Source organism: Pseudomonas sp. (genome assembly GCF_049300855.1).
Lineage (GTDB): Bacteria > Pseudomonadota > Gammaproteobacteria > Pseudomonadales > Pseudomonadaceae > Aquipseudomonas.
Genome location: NZ_JBAQKH010000016.1, coordinates 132557 through 151538, shown reverse-complemented (window position 1 = coordinate 151538; position 18982 = coordinate 132557). Strand labels below are relative to the sequence as shown.

Here is an 18982-nt window from a genome sequence, read left to right as displayed (position 1 = left end):
CCGCTTTCGCGAGCAAGCTCGCTCCCACAGGGGGTTTTGGGGTGTGTCAGATGCCCTGGCTACGCAACCACGCCATCAACTGCGGCAGCGGAAATGCACCACTCTGCCGCGCCACTTCCTTTCCGTTCTTGAACAGAATCAGACTCGGAATCGAGCGAATCCCCAACTGCGCCGACAACTGCTGATTCGCTTCACTATCAAGCTTGGCCAAGCGGCACTTGCCCGCCAACTGCGCCGCCGCTTGCTCGAACACCGGCGCAAATGACTTGCACGGCCCACACCACTGCGCCCAGACATCCACCAGCAATGGCAGATCACCCTTGATCTGACTGGCGTAATCGCCTTGCTTGAGTTCGAAAGGCTTGTTCAGCAGCACGGCGGATTTGCAGCGTCCGCACTTGGGCTGGTCGGCGAGGCGCTCGGCCGGGATGCGGTTGAGGCCGTTGCAGGAAGGGCAGGGGATGAGGAGTGGGTCGGTCATGATGGGCTCTCAGGCAGGAAGTCTATGAGACTGATCTGGAGGCAAAGTCGCGATTATCAAGGAATTGATCTGTAGGTCATTACCTTCCTCAGTTGAGGAAAGGGCCTACGCACGTCTGCGCGGAGGCTGACTATCTGTATTTCATCTAATCGGTCATCTTGTGCAGACCTGAGCGAAATGCCATTCCTATGACCGCCAAGACAGTTAAACGCCCCAGGCAAGTGGCGAAGAGGTTCTCGGTTACATGATGCGTGAGCACGTCCTGACCCAGAGCGATTTACCAGGTGTTGGTACTCAATCGGTTGTCTCGGAGATTTTGAGCGGCAAGCGCAAGCTCAACTTGCGCCAAATTCGCTGGTTGGCCGAACGTTTCAATGTGCCGATCGACGTGTTTACCTGACCTTACTCAGGAAGAACAACTGATCTCCAAATGCTTGCCCCACTCCGGCGGCCGCTCGGCATAACCGTCCATCCCCGGCTGTTCCTCAAACGGTTTGCTCAGTACCGCATGCAGTCGGCGCACCTCTGAGTAATCCCCTTGCTCAGCCGCATCGATGGCTTTTTGCGCCAGATAGTTGCGCAGGATGTATAGCGGATTGACCGCATGCATCCGCGCTCGGCGCTGTGCCTGATCGCCATCACCATCGCGGGCAACCCGGGCGACATAGCGTTCGCCCCAGGCGTCGAAACCCTTGATGTCGACGAAATCGTCACGCAAACGGGCGACGGCTTGTTCGGCGGATTCTTCACCGAGTCGGCGGAAGAACAGCGTGTAATCGACGCCGCTGTTCTGCATCAGTTGCAACAGGTCTTCCAGCAGCTTCTGGTCATCGTCCTCGGCCGTGGTGAAGCCGAAGCGGCGGCGCATCAGGTCGAGGTAATGCGCCTGGAACAGGGGCAGGTACAAGCCAAGGGTTTCGCGCAAGGCTTCAACGCTGATGAACGGCGTCAACGCCTGGGCCAGCGCGCTGAGGTTCCACTGGCCAACCGGCACCTGATTGCTGAACGAGTAACGACCCTGATCATCGGAGTGGTTACAGATGAAGTTGGCGTCAAAATCGTCGAGGAAGGCGAACGGGCCGAAGTCGAAGGTGATGCCGAGGATCGACATGTTGTCGGTGTTCATCACGCCGTGGCAGAAACCATAGGCCTGCCACTTGGCGATCAGTTCGGCGTTGCGCTCGACGATTTCGCGGAACATCGCCAGATACGGCTCCGGCTGCTCCAGACATTCAGGGAAGTGCATCGCCAGCACGTGCTCGCCGAGCTGCTTTTGCTGCTCGGGGCGCTTGGTGTAATAGAAATACTCGAAATGACCGAAGCGGATGTGGCTCGGCGCCAGACGCAGGACCATCGCCGCGCGTTCCTGCTTTTCGCGCCAGACCGGGGTGTCGGAACCGATCACGCACGCCGCGCGCGACGAAGGAATGTTCAGCGCGAACAAGGCTTCGGAGGCGAGGAATTCGCGGATCGACGAACGGAGTACCGCGCGGCCGTCACCCATGCGCGAAAACGGCGTCTGCCCGGCACCCTTCAGGTGCAAGTCCCAGTGCTCGCCGGCAGTGTTGTAGACCTCGCCGAGCAGCAGCCCGCGACCATCGCCGAGTTGCGGCGTGTAACCGCCGAACTGATGCCCGGAATAGACCATCGCTCGCGGCTCGGCATCGGCCCACAACTTGTGGCCGCCAAACAATTCGGCAAATTCTTGAGTTTCGGCTGTGGCCGGATCGAGATCGAGCAGGGCCAAGGCTGCCGGACTGGCGACGACCAGACGCGGATTGTCGATCGGCTCGGGCAGCACGTGGGCGCAGAACGCGTCGCCCAGGCGGGCGAAGCGATTGTCGAAGGTCAGTTCGTCGAGGGCTTTCAAGGGCCGGCTCCAGCAGAATGTCCGAGCATTCTGCTGGGAATAGACCGGTTAGTCGAGTTTGGCCGGCGGCGGCTCTTGCAGTGGTTTCTGGTCGTCGGCGATCGGCACGATGGTTTTCGTTTCCGGTTCGATCGGCACCATCTTGTATTCCTGGCCCTGGAGGTTCTTCAGATAAACCTCCATCTGGCGAAACGAGATGTTGATGTGCTGCTTCTTGAACTCGCGGTTGATGAAGCGGTTGACCTCATCGAGCACCGGGTTGCGGTCACCGAGGTCGCGCACGTGCATGCGCAACTCGTGGTCGAGGGTGCTTTCGCCGAAGTTGAGGAAGTACACGTGCGGCTCGGGTTCTTTCAGCACACGCGGATTCTCGCGGGCAGCCTTGAGCAGCAACTCCTTGACCAGATCCAGATCGGAACCGTAATCCACACCCAGTTTCAGCGTGACGCGGGTGATGGTGTCGGTCAGCGACCAGTTGATCAATTGCCCGGTGATGAACGTCTTGTTCGGGACAATGATGTCCTTGCGGTCGAAGTCGGTGATGGTCGTGGCGCGGATGCGGATCTTGCTCACCGTGCCCGACAGGTTACCGATGGTGATGGTGTCACCGATCCGCACCGGGCGTTCGAAGAGGATCATGATGCCGGAGATGAAGTTGGCAAAGATCTCCTGCATGCCGAAACCGAGACCGACCGACAGCGCCGCCACCAGCCATTGCAACTTGTCCCAGCTGACGCCGAGGGTCGACAGGGTCGAGACGAAACCGACACCGGCGATCACGTACGACAGCAACGTGGTGGTCGCGTAGGCACTGCCCTGCGCCAGATTCAGTTTCGACAGCACGAACACTTCGAGCAGGCCGGGCAGGTTGCGCGCGAGGGCGAAGGTGATGCCGATGATGATCAGCGCGCCGAGCATGTCGCCGATGCTGATCGGCACCATGCTCATGTTGGCGCCGGTGCCGCTGGTGTATTCGTAGAGGGTGATGTTGTCGAGGTACGAGAACACTGAAATCAGGTCCGACCAGACCCAGTACAGCGCGGCGATGAAGCCGCCGAGCAGGGCCAGACGGATCAGGCGCAGGGACTGTTCGTTGACCTTTTCGATGTCCAGGGTCGGCTCTTCGATCACCGCCTCGCCATCGCCAGCCTCTTTCGCTGCCTGCCGTTTGGCCAGGGCGCGCTGGTAGGCCAGACGACGCGCGGCAACACTCAGACCACGGACGAACGTCGCTTCGATCACCAGCCAGAACATCAGCAGATAAAGCGTGTTGATCAGGCGGTCGCTGAGTTTCAGTGCGGTGTAGTAGTAGCCGAAGCACACGGCGACGAACAGCGCGATCGGCAGCAACGTGAACATCACCCCGACGGCTTTGCGGAACAGCGAGGTGTTCTCGTGGGCCGGGCTGCTGATCAGCAAGCGGCTGAGCAGCCACGCCATCAAGGCGTAGCAGGTCAGCACCACCGGCATGCCGAGCACGTCGTCGGCCAATGCTGCCGGTTGCAGTTCGGCCACGGCGACAATGGTCACCAGCGCCATCACCACCAGACCGAGCCGACGGATCCAGCCCTGGAGGAATTCGACCTGCGGCTTTTCCCAGCGGAAGTGCAATTCCGCCACGCCGCCCGGCGCGAGAATCCGGTAAGCGGTGTAGAACACCAGCCATGCCTGACCCATTTGCAGCAACGCCGCGCCCATGTTGGCGTTCTGCCCGCGCGCATCGATCTGCAACGCCAGGCCACACAAGGCCAGGCCCAGGGCCACCGGCATCGCCAGCAGAATATTGATCAGAATCGCCTGCGGTGTGTGCCACTGGCTGTCACGCTTGAAGTGACCGATGTCCTGGTGAACCTTGTTCAGCCTGCCGTACAGACTCTTGCGCCGCCATAACAGCGCGCCGATCAACAGCGCCAGCGGCAGGAACAGCAACGGACGCTGGATCAGGCCGTCGGTCAGCTCACTGAGGCTGGAGGCCCATGGCAGGGTGTCGACCTGACGCTTCAGGCGCTCCGGTACCGCGCGCATCCATTCCAGATCCAGCGGCTTGTTGCTCGGGATCCAGAACATCTGCTCATCCAGCGTTGCGCGCAGGCTCTGCGCGGTGCTCAGCAGTTGTTTCTGGTTGAGTTGCAGGGTGATCGACTCGTTGAGCATGGCGCTCAGTTCGCGGTTCAACCGCTCCAGCAGATCGGCGCGGGTGTTGGCCAGATCCAGCAGGTTTTTGCGCAATTGCGGTGTGACCTGCTCCGGCGGCTGCGTGGAGAGCAGGTTGTCGACATAGGCGGCCGGATTGCTCAGTTGCTCACGCTGCTGGCTGACGTCGAATTGCCACAGGCGAATGTCGGCGATCTGATCCGCCAGATCGCGGTCGACCTTGAGCCGCGGCAGGGCTTGTTTCTGCTTATAGAGAATTTTCGACAGCAGCAGGCTGCCCTTGAGCACGCTGATCTGCTCGTCCAGCGCCGAATCGCTTTGGGTCAGGCTGTCGAGTTGTTGCTTGGTCTGCAGATTCTGCTGGGTGACTTCATTGAGGCGGTCGGTGCTTTTGAGCAGGTAGTCGGAAAGCTTGAGGTTCGCTGTGCTTTCGATGGCCAGCAGACTGCTGCTCCCGGCCTTCTGCGCTTCGATCGACTGCTGCGTTACGGTTTCCTGTGACTGCGCCAGACGCTTCTGGTTGATCAGGGTTTGCAGTTCCTGGATCTCGCGGTCGAGGCGGTCGGATTTCTCCGAGAGCAAGTCGTGCTGAGCATTGCCCAGATCCTGCAACTGGCTGTTGCCGGCCAGCTCCTGGCGACGCAACGGGATCAGCGCATTGAGCGCCGCCAGTTCGGCGTTCAACTGATCGCGCTGCTCGGCGGTGACGGTTTTACCCGCGTCCTTGCCGGACTTGAGGATGTTGTTGATCTGCTGGATGCGCGTCTGGCTGGCGGAAATCTCTGCCTGAGCACGCTCCGGGCGGGTCTGCGCAGTGATGATCAGGCTGTTGGCGTCGGCGAGGGCTTTTTGCAGGTCACTTTGCTGGGTCGAGCGATCGGTGAGGATTTGCTCAAGTTGCTGAATCGACTCCTTGGGAAAACGCTGCGCCACCGGCACCACGGCGTTGGCCTTGAGGCGCGTCAATTCGCGGGTGTTCTCAATGGTCTGCTTGGGCGCAGTCGCCAGTTGCTGCTTGAGATCGATCAGCTTCTGCTCGTAATCACGCTGATTGTTCAGCTGATTGAGCGTGTTCTGCAGGACCGTTTGCAGGCTCTTCTTATCGGCATCCGGCAGTTTGCTGTCGGCGAGTTTGTCCAGGCTGGCCTGCACGGCATCGCTGGACGGCGGTTCGGCGGCGTACAGCGGGCCGACAGTAAGACTCAGGCCCAGCAGGGCCGCGGCGAAAAAGGAGCGCAGGGTAGGCATAGAGACCGGTCAAGCAAGTGAGAGTGGACGCAGTTTAGAGGAAGAGCCCGGGGCCCGGGCGACTTCCTTCGGGGAATCTGACGCCCACTTTGCCGATCTTGTTCCCGTCCATGACCGCAACCGTCCAGTGGGTGTTGTTCCATTCCACCTGGTCGCCGACGATGGGCGCACCGCCAACTTTGTGGGCGATGAAGGCGCCCAGGGTCATGTCCGGGTCGATGCCCTCGGCTGGCAAGCCATAGAGTGCCGCAACCGCTTTAAGCTGGGCGTCTCCTTCCAGCACGAAATCACCGAAGAAGCGCAGATCGAGACCCCGTTGCGGCGCCTGGCTGAAGAGTTTTCCGAGGGCGCCGAGGTTGTGTTCATGGCCGATAACACACAGTAAATCATCGACTTCCAGCACCGTACTACCCGACGGATGGAGCAGTTGCTGGCCACGAAACAGGGCCGCGATGCGTGTGCCTTCGGGCATTTTCAGTTCGCGCAGGGGTGAACCGATGCACCATTTCTCCGCGCCAAGCTTGTAAACGAACAACTCCCATTCACTGGTGACGTGGACTTCCAGCGCCGCGCGGGAAATCGGCGCAGGCTCCGGCGGTACGGTCACCTTCAACAGCTTGGCGACCCACGGCAGGCTCGTGCCCTGCACCAGCAGCGACACCAGCACGATGAAGAATGCGAGGTTGAAGTACAGCTGCGCATTCGGCAGCCCGGCCATCAGCGGGAACACCGCCAGAATGATCGGTACCGCGCCGCGCAGGCCGACCCAGGAAATAAACGCTTTCTCGCGGCCATGGAAGGCCTTGAACGGCAGCAGGCCGACCATCACCGACAATGGCCGCGCAAACAGAATCATCCACAGCGCCAAGCCGAGAGCGGGCAGGGCGATCGGCAGCAAATCATGTGGCGTTACCAGCAGACCCAGCACCAGGAACATGCCGATCTGCGCCAGCCACGCCATGCCGTCGAGCATGTGCAAAATGCCGTGGCGACTGCGCACCGGACGGTTGCCGATGACCAGACCGCACAGATAAACCGCGAGGAAGCCGCTGCCGTGCAAGGCGTTGGTCAGGGCGAACACCACCAGACCGCCGGCGATCACCAGAATCGGATAGAGGCCGTTGGCCAGATTGATTCGGTTGACCAGTTGCAGCATGACCCAACCGCCGCCAAGACCGATCACGCCGCCGATGCCGAACTCGCGGATCAGATGGGTCAGCAGGCTCCAGTGCAGGCCGGTCTGGCCGCTGGCAAGCATGTCGATCAGGGTCACGGTGAGAAACACCGCCATCGGGTCGTTGCTGCCGGATTCGATCTCCAGGCTGGCGGTGACCCGTTCGTTCAGGCCTTTGCCGCCGAGCAGCGAGAACACCGCCGCAGCGTCCGTCGAGCCGACGATGGCGCCAATCAACAGGCCTTGAATCAGATTAAGGTCGAACAGCCAGGCAGCGGCCATGCCGGTCAGCCCGGTGGTGATCAACACGCCAACCGTGGCCAGCGACAGTGCCGGCCATAACGCCACGCGGAAACTGGACACTCGCGTGCGCAAGCCGCCGTCGAGGAGGATCACCGCGAGGGCGAGGTTGCCGACCAGATAGGCCGTCGGGTAGTTATCGAAAATGATCCCGCCGCCATCGACCCCGGCGGCCATGCCGACCGCGAGGATGATGACCAGAATCGGAATGCCGAGACGGGAGGAGAGGGAGCTGACGAGAATGCTTGCACCTACCAGCAACGCGCCGATCAAGAACAGGCTGTTGATGGTCGTCGCATTCAAAGGCAGTACTCCAGAAGCGTAAAGACGGGCACAAACTGACCATGCAGTCTGCGTGCCAGCGATTCTAACCTGTTGAAATGTGATGCTGTCAAAAAGGTTTTTACGCTGGCGTGTTCGGGATTTTGGTTCGGCTGAAGATTGCTGCCCTCACCCTAGCCCTCTCCCGGAGGGAGAGGGGACCGATCGCGGTGTTTGTGCGAGGTACGCCGACCTGAAATTGCGAGTCGAACTCAGGTTTTGAACAGCGCGCAAATCTGCTCCCTTTCCCCCTCTCCTGGGAGGAGAGGGGACCGATCGAGGTGTTTGTTCAAGTTACACCGACCTGAAATATCGCGCCGAACTCAGGTTTTGAAAAACACGAAGATCTGCTCCCTTTCCCCTCTCTTGGGAGGAGAGGGGACCGATCGAGGTGTTTGTGCGAGGTACGCCGACCTGAAATTCCGAGTCGAACTCAGGTTTTGAAAACACGAAAATCTGCCCCCTTTCCCCCTCTCCCTCTGGGAGAGGGCTGGGGTGAGGGTGCTTTTGATCTTGATCTACTGAATCACAGGCTAAACCGCCCAACCATGTTGTTCAGGTCCAGCGCCAACCGCGACAGCTCATTACTCGCCGCACTGGTCTGATTCGCCCCGGTCGCCGATTGCACCGACAAATCACGAATATTCACCAGATTGCGATCGACTTCCCGCGCCACCTGCGCCTGCTCTTCGGCGGCGCTGGCGATCACCAGGTTGCGCTCGTTGATCTCGACGATCGCGGTGTTGATGGTGTCCAGCGACATACCCGCACCACGGGCGATGTTCAGGGTCGACTCGGCACGCTCGGTGCTGTTGCGCATCGAATCCACGGCGTGTTCGGTGCCGCTCTGAATGCTGCCGATCATCCGCTCGATTTCGCTGGTCGACTGTTGAGTGCGGTGCGCCAAGGCACGGACTTCATCCGCCACCACGGCAAAACCACGACCGGCTTCACCGGCACGCGCCGCTTCAATGGCCGCGTTCAATGCCAGCAGGTTGGTTTGATCGGCCAGACCACGAATCACGTCGAGCACCTTGCCGATATCACGGGATTCATTCGCCAGATCACCGATCAGCGAAGCAGTGCTCTGCACATCAGCGCTCATGCGTTCGATGGCGCTGACGGTCTCCTGCACCAGATCACGCCCGTCACCGGCCGAGGTGGTGGCGTTCTTCGAAGCTTCCGAAGTGCTCACGGCGTTGCGTGCGACTTCTTCCACGGCGCTGGTCATTTCGTTGACCGCAGTGGCCGCCTGTTCGATCTCGTTGTTTTGCTGGGTCAGGCCACGCGCGCTTTCGTCGGTGACGCTGTTCAGCTCTTCAGCCGCCGAAGCCAACTGAGTGGCCGAGCCGGAAATGCGCTGCAAGGTGTCGCGCAGTTTCGATTGCATCTTCGCCATCGCTGCCAGCAGACGTCCTGCCTCGTCTTCACCGTCAACGTGGATCGGTTGGGTCAGGTTGCCTTCGGCGATGGTTTCCGCAGCGTCCAGTGCTTTGGAAATCGGCTTGGTGATGCTGGCGGTCAGCAGCCAGGCGAAGAGCAACGTCAAGCCAGTGGCGATCACCAACAACGTGACCACAAGGTTGAAAGACATCGAAAACTGATCGCTCGCGCCTTTATCCGTCTCGGCGATTTGCTGGGTGTTGATCTCCAGCAGGCGCGCCAGTGCAGTGTTCACCGCTTCCGAGTTGCTCAGCAAATCCGAGTTGAGCATCTGCCGCAGTTCATCGATCTGATTGTTGCGCGACAGGGTTTTCATCCGGTCTTCGAGTTGACGGTATTGACCCAGGAGCTGCACGTACTGGTCGTAGGCTGCACGTTCTTGCGGGCCGTCGATCAACGGTTCGTAGGTACGTTGAGCGTCGGCGATCTGCCGATTGCGCAACTCGAACAGCTCGATGGTTTTTTGCTGCACGTCGGGTTCGCGGTTGATCAGCAACCGGTACGACAGCACCCGCAGGCGCAGCGTCAATTGAGTGAATTCATCGAGGGCCTTGATCGACGGCACGCTTTGAGTAGCGATGTCTTCGCCCGCTGCGCGGATTTTGCTCATCTGGTTCAGGGCGAACACGCCGAGAATCAGCATCAGGCCGCCGATCAGGGCGAAGCCGGTAAACGCCCGTGGGGCGATATTCATATTGCGAAGGGACATGGGGCGGATACCAAGAGAGGGCCGCTTCCATGCGGGCTGAGACTGCGATATGGATGACTTATCGGTCATACGACTAAAGTCTTGAGGCACTGTGCGGATTTGTCGCATAAGGCCTGGGGCGACGAAGTGCAGGAACCAGATCGGCAGATCACAGTCTTTAAAACTCGCAGGAACGGTCCGCCACCAGGAAAATCAAGGCCTTGCGCCGGTTTAACCCTGGCATCCGTGGTGACTTTTCTTTATCGTACGCGCCCTTTGAAAAACGCTTGGAAGATCAAAATGTTGGAAGCATCCCTCAGCCAATTGGAACAGCTCGTCAGCGACCTGGTGCAACAGAACCAGAGCCTTGCGCAAACCAACCAGACCCTGTCCACGGAACTGGCCCAGGCCAAGGATGAAAACGAAAGCCTGCAACTGAACCTGATGGAGCAGGAAGAAAAGCACGGCGCCACCGCTGCCCGCATACAAGCGCTGGTTGATCGCGTCAACGCAGGTCCTGTCAGCGCATGAACCACCACACAGCAGGGGTAAAAGTCGTCTCCATTCTCGGGGAGGACTATTCGATCAAGGCACCGGCCGGGGAAGAACAGACCCTGCTGGACGCGGCCATGATGCTCAAGGCAGCGCTGGATGACACCAAGCGCAAATACCCGACACTGATCGGTGACCGCTTGCTGGTGCTGGCGGCGATGAATCTGTGCTCGCAGCAGATCGAAATGAAGAAACAGCACAAAGAAGAGCTCGACCGTTACCAAGAGCAAGTCAGCGCCACGGTCGACACCATCGCCAAGACCATCAACCAGGGTTGATGGAGCTGCGCACAACCAAAGAATAGATTGTCGACTTGGTTGTATACAATCGGCACGGCTGTTGCATTGTTTCGGCCACTTATTCTTTGGGGGTGCTCCATGCAGTTGTGGCGACGCAGTATTCAATGGCAGCTGATTCTCAGCATGGGCACCGCCCTGCTGGTCAGCATCCTGATCGTGGTTGGCATTTATACCCTGGTGGTCAACCGCCTCGCCCAGAGCTATCTGGTCGAACAAGCACTGCCGTCGAGCATCGAAGCGACGCGCAACGATATCGAACGGATCCTCGTGCAACCGCTGACGGCGGCCAAGGATATTGCCAGCAACACAATGGTCCGCGACTGGCTCGCTACTGGCGAAGACAGCAGCAAAACGGCGGGCTTCGCGCAGTATCTGGAAGGCATCCGCGCCGAACACAAGGCGTTTACCGCTTTAATCATCGGCACCGAATCCAATCACTACATCACCGAAAAAGGTCTGGATCGCACCCTCAATCGCGCCAAACCGGCGGATGCCTGGTTCTACTCTTTTCTCGACAGCAATCAGCCGCGCACCCTGAACATCGACAACGACGGGGCGACCGGAGAATTGGCGCTGTTCATCGATTTGAAGGTCGAACAGGCCGGCAAAGTGGTCGGCGTGGCGGGGCTCGGTTTGAGCATGAAAGAGCTGTCGGAGCTGATCCACAACTTCAGCTTTGGTGAGCGCGGCAAGGTCTATCTGGTGCGTTCCGACGGTTTGATTCAGGTGCATCCCGAGGCGCAGTTCAGCGGTAAACGCACCTTGAGCGAGCAGATTGGCGCCAATGCGGCGCAAGCGGTCCTCGGTCAAAAAACTGCCGTCAGCAGCAATTTCCAACGAGATGGCGAAGACTTTCTCGCTTTCAGCCTGCCTCTGCGTGATCTTGGCTGGACTTTGGTGGCCGAAGTGCCGCAATCGCAGATCTATGCCGAGGCGCGCAAAGCCATGTGGATGAGCGGCGGTATCGGTCTGGCGGTGGCGCTGGTGTGCCTCGCCTTGGTGGTATGGCTGGCGCAAGGTCTGGTGCGGCCGATTCGGCAAGTAACAGCCGCACTGGTAGCAATCGGTAGCGGTGGGGGAGATTTGACCCACCGGTTAGATTCCAGCCGTGCTGATGAGCTGGGCGACCTCGCTCGCGGCTTCAATCGTTTCCTCGACAGCCAGCGCGGGATGATCGGCGAGGTGCTGACCACCAGCGAACGTCTGCGCACGGCCGTGGGGCAGGTGGCGAAGGTAGTGGAGAACACTGCTGAGCGTTCTGGCCGTCAGCAGGAAATGACCGATATGGTTGCGACGGCGGTTCACGAGATGGGCCTGACCGTGCAGGAGATTGCGCAAAACGCCGGTAATGCGGCACTGGCCTCGCAAACCGCGCGGGATGAGGCGATGCAGGCGCGGGAAGTGGTCGGTGGCTCGATCAAGCATATTGAAAGCATGTCGGATGAGATTGGCGTAGCGGCGGGCGCGGTGGCTGAGCTGGCGCATCAAGTGGCGTCGATTGATTCGGTGTTGGCGGTGATTCGCGGGGTGTCCGAGCAGACTAACTTGCTGGCGCTCAATGCTGCGATTGAAGCTGCGCGGGCCGGGGATATGGGGCGTGGTTTTGCGGTTGTTGCTGATGAAGTACGTACTTTGGCGCGCAGGACCCAGGCGTCCACCGACGAAATCCAGCAGATGATCGGCAGCCTCAAGCAAGGCGCGGAAAACGCTGTGTCGTCGATGCGCACCGGTCAGGCAGCGACCGGCACCGGGGTGGAGTCGAGCCAGCGTACCGGGGCGTCGTTGACGGCGATTACCGGGCAGGTCGAACGCATCAGTGACATGAACCATCAGGTGGCAACGGCGACCGAGGAGCAGTCGGCGGTGACTGAAGAGATCAACCGTAATGTGCAGGGGATTTCCGATCTGGCGCGGGCGACGGCGGGGGAGGTTCGGGCCTGTCGCGAAGATTGTCAGATGTTGCAGAAACTGGCGGATGATCTGGCGCGGCAGATGGGTGGGTTCAAGTTGAGCTGAGTGTTGAAGCAGAAAAGCCCCTCACCCTAACCCTCTCCCAGAGGGAGAGGGGACTGACCGAGGTGTCTTACGCTATACATCGACCTGAAAACGACAGTCGATTATGGATTCGGTGAACCTCTTTCATGTCGACGGAGTACTCAGGCATCCCCCGGTCGGCCCCCTCTCCCTCTGGGAGAGGGCTGGGGTGAGGGTAGCGTTTCAGAACCACGCATCCTGCATCGCCAGACACGTATCATCCCGCGCCTCCAGCAACGCCAGTTCATGGTGACAACCCGGCACTTCCCACGTCAGGAAATACCGCGCCGCCTGCAACTTGCCCTTATAGAAGTCAGCATCCGCCGCGTTACCCTTGGCCAAGCCTTCCTCGGCACGAATCGCCTGCTCCAGCCAGCGCCAGCCAATCACCGTGTGGCCGAACACCTTCAGGTACAACGCTGAATTCGCCAGGCTGCTGTTGACCTTGCCCTGTGCCAGATCGGTCAGCAGGCCGATGGTTACCGTTTGCAGACGCGCGACCAGTTTTTCCAGTGGTTCACGCAGGGCGGTCAGCGATTCATATGCCGTCGCGCGTTCAGCGGTGTTGGCGATCAGACGAATCAGTTGTTTGAGCCCCGCGCCACCGTTCTGCGCCAATTTGCGCCCGAGCAAGTCCAGCGACTGAATACCATGAGTGCCCTCGTGGATCGGGTTCAAACGGTTGTCGCGGTAATACTGCTCCACCGGATACTCACGGGTATAACCGTGGCCGCCAAGAATCTGGATCGCCAGTTCGTTGGCCTTGAGGCAGAACTCCGATGGCCAGGATTTAACGATCGGCGTCAGCAAATCGAGCAACTCATGCGCCTGTTTGCGCTCGATTTCGGACTCAAGCGTCGTGGTGTCATCGAACAAACGCGCCGCGTACAGGCCAAGGTCGAATGCACCTTCGACGTAGGACTTTTGCGTCAACAGCATGCGTCTTACATCCGCGTGCTGAATGATCGCCACCGGTGCCGTCGTCGGATCCTTGCTGTCCGGCACGCGGCCCTGCGGACGCTCGCGGGCGTATTCCAGTGAATACAGATACCCGGCATAACCGAGCATCACCGCGCCCATACCGACGCCGATCCGCGCTTCGTTCATCATCTGGAACATGTAGCTCAAGCCGCGATGCGGCTCGCCCACCAGATATCCGACGCACTCGCCGTTATCGCCGAAGTTAAGCGCCGTGGACGTGGTGCCGCGCCAGCCCATCTTGTGGAACAGTCCGGCCAGCAGCACGTCATTACGTGAGCCAAGGCTGCCGTCATCGTTGACCAGAAACTTCGGCACGATGAACAGCGAAATGCCTTTAACGCCCGCAGGTGCATCCGGCAGCTTGGCCAGGACCATGTGCACGATGTTTTCCGAGAGCGGGTGATCGCCGCCGGAAATAAAGATCTTGTTGCCCTTGAGGCGATAGGTGCCGTCGGACGCAGGCTCGGCGCGCGTACGAATATCCGCCAGCGATGAACCGGCGTGGGGCTCGGTCAGCGCCATGGTGCCGAAGAAGCGCCCGTCGATCATCGGTTGCAGAAAGCGCTGTTTCTGCTCGTCGGTACCAAAGCTCTCGATCAGGTTCGCCGCGCCCATGGTCAGGAACGGGTAGGACGTCGAAGCCGCGTTGGCCGACTGGAAATGCGCGAAGCAGGCTTGCGACAGCAATGTAGGCAGTTGCATGCCGCCGGCGTCGAAACTTCTCGCGGCGTTGAGGAATCCGGCTTCAAGGAAGGCATCCACCGCCGGTTTCACTTCGGGAATCAGAATCGCCTTGCCGTCTTCGTAGCGTGGCTCGTTCTCGTCACCCTTGCGGTTGTGCGGGGCGAAGTACTTTTCGGCGATGTTGCGCGCGGTGCCGATGGCGGCGTCGAAGGTCTCGCGGTTGTGCTCGGCAAAGCGCTCACGCCGGGTCAGGCCCTCGGCATCGAGGACTTCATACAGCTCGAAAGCCAGATTGCGGGAACTGAGCAGCGTCTCGGACATGGCGGCCTACCTGAAATTGGGGTTGGGCCGAGTCTAGGCGTGCTGATAAAGACTGAACAGGATGATTGATAAGCGTGATGTTGGAGCCGCGCAGCAACTTTGCAAACACCACAAACCACTGTGGGAGCGAGCTTGCTCGCGAAGAGCTCGGCACATTCAACAGATGAGTTGACTGGCAAACCGCTTTCGCGAGCAAGCTCGCTCCCACAGGGATTGTTGCTATGCCGGGCACCTATGCAGGTGCCCGGTTTATCGGGTTTAGCCGATAGTCATCAAGCTCGCATTACCACCCGCCGCAGCGGTGTTAACGCTCAACGCGCGCTCGATCACCAGACGCTCCAGGGCAATGTTGGTCTCGCCCTGGGACAGGCCCTGAACCCCAACGATCGCGCCGGCACGCTTGGCAATTTGCTGGCAAACGCCGCGTAACTGGTCGGAATGGCCGTGATGCAGAACCGCATCAAACACCACTTCGTCTTTGTTCCAGTCGGCAACCAACTTGATCCGCGCCTGAATCTCCTTCGGCAGGCGTGCGAACAATGCCTTGCTGATGTCGGACTCTGGCCATACCGCCGAACCGCCTACGGCCAATACCGCAGCCAGTTGCGTCAGCAGATCACCTTCAACCTCGGCCAGGCACAGTACGTGCTCGCGCGGCAGGATCGCGTAGCTGTTTTTCTCGCCGGTCGGGCCAGCCAGTACGCGGGTGATGCCGCTCTGCGATTGCGCAGCGTACTGCACGCACAGGCTGCTCAGCTCGGCAAACTTGTTGCTTTCGGCCCAGGCTTTCAGGGCGTTCAGCGGTTTGCTCATGGCGTCGCGCAAACGAACGTCCGGGGCGATAACGGCATCACCGCGAGCGAAGGATTGTTCGATGGCATCGGTAGGACGGGTCGCCAGCAAGCGGTACAGGTACAGCGGGCCACCGGCCTTCGGACCCGTACCCGACAGGCCTTCGCCGCCGAATGGCTGTACGCCGACCACGGCCCCAACGATGTTACGGTTAACGTAGACGTTACCGGCGTTGACGTTGTCGATCACCTTGGCGATGGTTTCGTCGATGCGCGTGTGCACGCCCAAGGTCAGGCCATAACCGGAAGCGTTGATCTGGCCGATCAGTTGGTCGATCTCTTTGCGCTTGTAGCGCACCACGTGCAGCACCGGACCGAAGATCTCGCGTTGCAGCTCGTCGAAGCTTTCCAGTTCGATCAGGGTCGGCATGACGAAGGTGCCGCGTTTGACTTCTTCGGTGTCGGCGATCGCCACCTGGTAGACGTTGCGACCTTTGTCGCGCATGCCCTGTATGTGCTTGTCGATGCCAGCCTTGGCTTCGGCATCGATCACCGGGCCGATGTCCACGGACAGGCGCTCCGGGTTGCCGAGACGGCTTTCTGCCATCGCGCCTTTGAGCATTTCGATGACGCGATCGGCGGAATCTTCCTGCAGGCACAGTACGCGCAGGGCCGAGCAGCGCTGACCGGCGCTGTCGAAGGCCGAGGACACCACGTCGATCACGACTTGTTCGGTCAGCGCCGAAGAGTCGACGATCATCGCGTTCTGGCCACCGGTTTCGGCGATCAGCGGAATCGGACGGCCCTGGCTGTCGAGACGGCCAGCGATGTTGCGTTGCAGCAGACGCGCGACTTCGGTGGAACCAGTGAACATCACACCTTTGACGCGCTCATCGCCGACCAGACCGGCACCGACGGTTTCACCGCGACCCGGCAGCAGTTGCAGCACGCCTTCCGGGATCCCGGCTTCGAGCAGCAAGCGCACGGCTTGCGCGGCAACCAGCGGCGTTTGCTCGGCCGGTTTGGCCAATACCGGGTTACCGGCAGCCAATGCCGCAGCGACTTGACCGCTGAAGATCGCCAGCGGGAAGTTCCACGGGCTGATGCACACCACCGGACCCAGTGGGCGGTGGGCGTCATTGCTGAAATCGTTGCGCGCCTGCACTGCGTAATAACGCAGGAAGTCGACCGCTTCACGGACTTCGGCAATGGCGTTGGCGAAAGTCTTGCCGGCTTCGCGAGCCAGCAGGCCCATCAGCGGCTGGATCTCGCCTTCCATCAAGTCAGCGGCACGTTCCAGAATCGCCGCACGTTCGGCGGGCGGGGTGGCCTGCCAGATCGGTGCTGCGTTCAACGCGCATTGAATGGCGTTGTCGACGTCTTCGACGGTGGCTTCCTGAACGTGACCGACCACATCGCGGTGATCCGCCGGGTTCAGCACCGGTGCAGGAGCTTCAGTGCTGGAGGCGCAACCGAGCATCGGCGCGGCTTTCCAGTCGTTGTGCGCAGTGGCGAGCAATGCGCAGGACAACGAAGCCAGACGATGTTCGTTGGCCATGTCGATGCCGCTGGAGTTGGCACGCTCAGAACCGTACAAGTCACGCGGCAGCGGAATACGCGGATGCGGCAAGCCGAAACCACCTTCCACGGTCGCCATCTGCTCGATCTGCGCCACCGGGTCGGCCACCAATTCCTGAATCGAAATCGACTGGTCGGCGATGCGGTTGACGAACGAGGTGTTCGCGCCGTTTTCCAGCAGACGACGTACGAGGTACGCCAGCAGGGTTTCGTGGGTACCGACCGGGGCGTACACGCGGCACGGACGGTTCAGCTTGCCGTCGGAAACCTTGCCTACCACTTGTTCGTAAAGCGGTTCGCCCATGCCGTGCAGGCACTGGAATTCGTACTGGCCGGGGTAATAGTTCTGACCGGCAATGTGGTAAATCGCCGACAGGGTGTGGGCGTTGTGCGTGGCGAACTGCGGGTAGATGACTTCCGGTACCGACAGCAGTTTGCGTGCGCAAGCGATGTAGGACACGTCGGTGTACACCTTGCGGGTGTAGACCGGATAGCCTTCCAGGCCTTCGACCTGGGCGCGTTTGATTTCGCTGTCCCAGTACGCGCCTTTTACCAGGCGGATCATCAAGCGATGACGGCTGCGACGGGCCAGATCGATCACGTAGTCGATCACGTACGGGCAACGTTTCTGGTAAGCCTGAATGACGAAGCCGATGCCGTTCCAGCCGGTCAGTTGCGGCTCGAAACACAGGCGCTCGAGCAGATCCAGCGACAGTTCTAGACGGTCGGCTTCTTCGGCGTCGATGTTCAGGCCGATGTCGTATTGCTTGGCCAGCAGAGTCAGCGACAGCAGGCGCGGGTACAGCTCGTCCATCACACGCTCGTACTGCGCACGGCTGTAACGCGGGTGCAATGCCGAGAGCTTGATGGAAATGCCCGGGCCTTCATAAATCCCACGACCGTGGGAGGCTTTGCCGATCGAGTGAATGGCTTGTTCGTACGAGGCCAGGTACTTCTGTGCGTCGTGCTCGGTCAGTGCGGCTTCGCCGAGCATGTCGTAGGAATAACGGAAACCCTTGGCTTCGAACTTGCTCGCGTTGGCCAGCGCTTCGGCGATGGTTTCGCCGGTGACGAACTGCTCGCCCATCAGGCGCATGGCCATGTCGACGCCCTTGCGGATCATCGGCTCGCCGCTCTTGCCGATGATGCGGCTCAAGGACGAAGTCAGGCCGGCTTCGTTGTGCGTCGAGACCAGTTTACCGGTCAGCAGCAAGCCCCAGGTGGCGGCGTTGACGAACAGCGACGGGCTGTTGCCCAAATGCGGATGCCAGTTGCCGGTGCTGATCTTGTCGCGGATCAGTGCATCGCGAGTGCCTTTGTCCGGGATGCGCAGCAGCGCTTCGGCCAGGCACATCAGCGCTACGCCTTCCTGGGACGACAGGGAAAATTCCTGCAGCAGACCCTGAACAATGCCTGCACGACCGCCGGCACTTTTCTGGTTACGCAGTTTTTCCGCGATGGAGGCCGCGAGTTTGTTGGTGGCTTCCGCCATGGCGACCGGCAGACGAGCCTGCTCGATCAACATCGGCACGACTTCCGGCTCAGGGCGACGGTAGGCAGCGGTGATCGAGGCGCGCAGAACGGACTGCGGCAGGATGCTTTCAGCGAATTCGAGGAAGCATTGGTGGGCGTGATCGGTGTGTACTTCGCCTGCCTCATCGGCGTCCTTGGCGGTCAAACCGTTCAGCTCGGTCAGGGTTGCACCACCCTCGAGTTTTTCCAGGTAATTGAAAATTGCCTGCTTGATCAGCCAGTGCGGCGTGCGATCAATCGAGGTTGCGGCGGCCTTCAGGCGTTCGCGGGTCGGGTCATCGAGTTTGACCCCAAGGGTGGTGGTAGCCATATTTTTATCCTCATGGTTGCCACAGTTGCGTGGCATCAGCTGGCGGCAAGATTAGCCGTGCGCCGAAAGAGGTGCAACCGGGTGCAACCCTTTTTTTGTCGGAATAATAGGCAGCTCGTCAGGAATTATTTTCTGGTACGAAAGTGCTGCTCCTGCTTGGTGCTTTTGCTTCTAGCAAAGGGCCATGACTGCCACAAAAGGGAGCAAAAACGGGGTGATT

9 protein-coding genes and 4 pseudogenes are annotated in these 18982 nt (G+C 60.1%); 5 read left to right on the top strand and 8 right to left on the bottom strand.

Features of this window, described 5'->3' with window-relative positions; all coding sequences use genetic code 11:
• Positions 1-46: 46 nt before the first annotated feature.
• Positions 47-481 carry a thioredoxin TrxC gene (trxC, locus tag WA225_RS05765; protein ID WP_422607197.1) on the bottom strand — a complete coding sequence of 145 codons (435 nt, stop codon included), beginning with the start codon at positions 479-481 and terminating at the stop codon, positions 47-49.
• 211 nt (positions 482-692) lie between these two features.
• Here trxC and WA225_RS05760 point away from each other — a divergent pair.
• Positions 693-881, top strand: a pseudogene (locus tag WA225_RS05760) (helix-turn-helix domain-containing protein); the annotation flags it as partial.
• A 6-nt stretch (positions 882-887) separates the two neighbouring features.
• On the opposite strand, the gene selO reads toward WA225_RS05760, so the two are convergent.
• From selO to WA225_RS05735, 5 genes and pseudogenes are all read right to left on the bottom strand, one after another.
• Complete coding sequence (gene selO / locus WA225_RS05755; RefSeq protein ID WP_422607196.1) at positions 888-2351, bottom strand: protein adenylyltransferase SelO; 1464 nt, start codon at positions 2349-2351, stop codon at positions 888-890.
• Positions 2352-2399: 48 nt separating this feature from the next.
• The gene (gene mscK, locus WA225_RS05750; RefSeq protein WP_422607195.1) at positions 2400-5753 is read right to left on the bottom strand and encodes a mechanosensitive channel MscK; all 3354 of its coding nucleotides are present in this window, start codon (positions 5751-5753) and stop codon (positions 2400-2402) included.
• A 34-nt stretch (positions 5754-5787) separates the two neighbouring features.
• A complete protein-coding gene (locus WA225_RS05745; RefSeq protein WP_422607194.1) occupies positions 5788-7530 on the bottom strand; it encodes a potassium/proton antiporter in 1743 nt (580 codons plus the stop codon).
• A gap of 544 nt (positions 7531-8074) precedes the next feature.
• A pseudogene (locus tag WA225_RS05740) lies at positions 8075-8674 on the bottom strand (methyl-accepting chemotaxis protein); the annotation flags it as partial.
• Positions 8675-8977: 303 nt separating this feature from the next.
• Positions 8978-9634 (bottom strand): annotated as a pseudogene (locus tag WA225_RS05735) (MCP four helix bundle domain-containing protein); the annotation flags it as partial.
• Positions 9635-9979: 345 nt separating this feature from the next.
• Here WA225_RS05735 and WA225_RS05730 point away from each other — a divergent pair.
• From WA225_RS05730 to WA225_RS05715, 4 genes and pseudogenes are all read left to right on the top strand, one after another.
• Entirely contained in the window at positions 9980-10210 is a 231-nt protein-coding gene (locus WA225_RS05730) for a hypothetical protein (RefSeq protein ID WP_016987570.1), read from the top strand.
• Complete coding sequence (locus WA225_RS05725; RefSeq protein ID WP_064117128.1) at positions 10207-10509, top strand: cell division protein ZapA; 303 nt, start codon at positions 10207-10209, stop codon at positions 10507-10509. The genes WA225_RS05730 and WA225_RS05725 overlap by 4 nt, the downstream gene beginning before the upstream one ends.
• 99 nt (positions 10510-10608) lie before the next feature.
• Positions 10609-11679: pseudogene (locus tag WA225_RS05720) on the top strand (HAMP domain-containing protein); the annotation flags it as partial.
• A gap of 21 nt (positions 11680-11700) precedes the next feature.
• Entirely contained in the window at positions 11701-12546 is an 846-nt protein-coding gene (locus WA225_RS05715; protein ID WP_422607436.1) for a methyl-accepting chemotaxis protein, read from the top strand.
• Positions 12547-12747: 201 nt separating this feature from the next.
• Here the strand turns inward: WA225_RS05715 and WA225_RS05710 are convergent, their stop codons facing one another.
• Positions 12748-14550, bottom strand: coding sequence for an acyl-CoA dehydrogenase (locus WA225_RS05710; protein WP_422607193.1), 1803 nt, complete (start codon positions 14548-14550; stop codon positions 12748-12750).
• 258 nt (positions 14551-14808) lie between these two features.
• Positions 14809-18762, bottom strand: coding sequence for a trifunctional transcriptional regulator/proline dehydrogenase/L-glutamate gamma-semialdehyde dehydrogenase (putA, locus tag WA225_RS05705; protein WP_422607192.1), 3954 nt, complete (start codon positions 18760-18762; stop codon positions 14809-14811).
• Positions 18763-18982: the final 220 nt, after the last annotated feature.

Coding starts and splice junctions, on each gene's coding strand:
- trxC (WP_422607197.1), bottom strand. CDS start 481: ATGACCGACCCACTCCTCATCCCCTGCCCTTCCTGCAACGGCCTCAAC.
- mscK (WP_422607195.1), bottom strand. CDS start 5,753: ATGCCTACCCTGCGCTCCTTTTTCGCCGCGGCCCTGCTGGGCCTGAGT.
- WA225_RS05730 (WP_016987570.1), top strand. CDS start 9,980: ATGTTGGAAGCATCCCTCAGCCAATTGGAACAGCTCGTCAGCGACCTG.
- WA225_RS05725 (WP_064117128.1), top strand. CDS start 10,207: ATGAACCACCACACAGCAGGGGTAAAAGTCGTCTCCATTCTCGGGGAG.
- WA225_RS05715 (WP_422607436.1), top strand. CDS start 11,701: ATGATCGGCGAGGTGCTGACCACCAGCGAACGTCTGCGCACGGCCGTG.
- WA225_RS05710 (WP_422607193.1), bottom strand. CDS start 14,550: ATGTCCGAGACGCTGCTCAGTTCCCGCAATCTGGCTTTCGAGCTGTAT.
- putA (WP_422607192.1), bottom strand. CDS start 18,762: ATGGCTACCACCACCCTTGGGGTCAAACTCGATGACCCGACCCGCGAA.